Here is a 1,473-nt window from a genome sequence, read left to right as displayed (position 1 = left end):
TGGTTGCAACAACCACTTGACTTCAAGCAGGCGTACCTCGACACCATCGAGACCAAGACCGGGCTGACGCCGCGGCAACTCGTGGATCAGGCCACCGACCGCGGCTTCGGCCCCGGGACCAAGGCCGGACCGATCCTGGAGTGGTTGAAGACCGACTACGACCTCGGCCGCGGCCACGGCATGGCGCTCGTCCACGTGATCACCAAGGGACCTCAGATCAGCTCGACGCACGTCGGCTCCACCGGCTCGCACGCCGACGCGACCGACATGCTCTGGCTCGACGGCGCGGCCACCAACCCGAACCGCTGAGCCCTGCCCACCCACCACCACCGCGGGGCCCCGGGCAACGCCTACTCCTCCCGCCGGGCCTCGGGGAGCCGCTCTTCGTCCAGACCGGACCATTCGACGTAGTCGGCCCAGGCGCGATCGTAGGAGGCCTGGTCTGGCTCGGCAGTGGTGGGCGTAGCGGGCGCGGCGGCGCGACCTCGCCCGAACCCGAAGAACCACAATTTCTTCACCTTCTGATTCGGCAGCGGGGTCGTCTCGGATGGCGAACAACCCCCATCGCCTGCGTCACAGTGGACGATGCGCGGGGCCGTCCAGCGAACTCGCCTGTACGACAGGCCGTCTCGGGAGAAAGGGCCGCGAGACATGACCGAGCAGCCGGTCAGCATCCGATCCCGGCCCCGCCACCCGCCACCGCAGGTAGCGTCCGACATCATGCAGCCCTCACCGGACCAGGCCTCCGAGACCTCACCCGAGCATCGCGAAGTCGTCCTCGAGCGCCACGACGAGGTGGCCGTGATCCGGCTCAACCGCCCGGCTCGACTCAACGCGGCGACAACGCAGAACCTCACCGACCTCATCACCACTCTCGATGCCTGCGACGCCGACGACGACATCCGGGCCGTGGTCCTGACCGGCACCGGGCGGGCCTTCTGCGCGGGGGCCGACATCTCGGGCGGGGGCGACACGTTCGCGACGGATCCGGATGAGGACACCGGCACAGCCCCGCCGGATACGGGCGGCCTGGTCTCGCTGCGCATCTTCCGCATGACCAAGCCGATCATCTCCGCGATCAACGGGTCGGCGGCGGGCGTCGGGGTGACCATGACCCTGCCCACGGACGTGCGTATCGCCGCCGACCACGCCAGGTTCGGATTCGTGTTCACGCGCCGCGGGTTGGTGCCGGAGGCGTGTTCGTCGTGGTTCCTGCCCCGGGTGGTGGGCATCTCCACTGCGGTCGAGTGGACTGTCGGCGGCAAGACCATCCTCGCCGACGAGGCCCTGGAGCGCGGCCTGGTGCGTGAGCTGCTCCCGGCCGCCGAGGTCCTCCCCCGCGCCCTCGAGATCGCCCGCGAGATGACCCGCGGCACGGCCCCGGTGTCGGCGGCGCTGACCCGTCAGCTCATGTGGCGGATGCTCGGCGCGTCCGACCCCGAGGTGGCCCACCGCGCGGAGTCCATCGGTATC

At 70.1% G+C, this 1,473-nt stretch carries 3 protein-coding genes; 2 read left to right on the top strand and 1 reads right to left on the bottom strand.

From position 1 onward, the window contains the following. Positions 1-309: DUF4287 domain-containing protein (locus tag G6027_RS16535; protein WP_241727216.1), on the top strand; the 309-nt coding region annotated here is incomplete at its 5' end. Between the two features lie 41 nt (positions 310-350). Here G6027_RS16535 and G6027_RS16530 read toward each other — a convergent pair. Beyond that, on the bottom strand, positions 351-518 hold the full coding sequence (locus G6027_RS16530; protein WP_182638101.1) for a hypothetical protein: 168 nt from the start codon (positions 516-518) through the stop codon (positions 351-353). A gap of 202 nt (positions 519-720) precedes the next feature. Here G6027_RS16530 and G6027_RS16525 point away from each other — a divergent pair. Beyond that, on the top strand, positions 721-1,473 hold a 753-nt coding region (locus G6027_RS16525), incomplete at its 3' end, for an enoyl-CoA hydratase-related protein (RefSeq protein ID WP_241727215.1).

Source organism: Dietzia sp. SLG310A2-38A2, from assembly GCF_014145095.1.
In the GTDB taxonomy this organism is placed as follows: domain Bacteria; phylum Actinomycetota; class Actinomycetes; order Mycobacteriales; family Mycobacteriaceae; genus Dietzia.
Note: the sequence above shows the minus strand (reverse complement) of the source record. Positions and strands in the feature narration are given on the sequence as shown.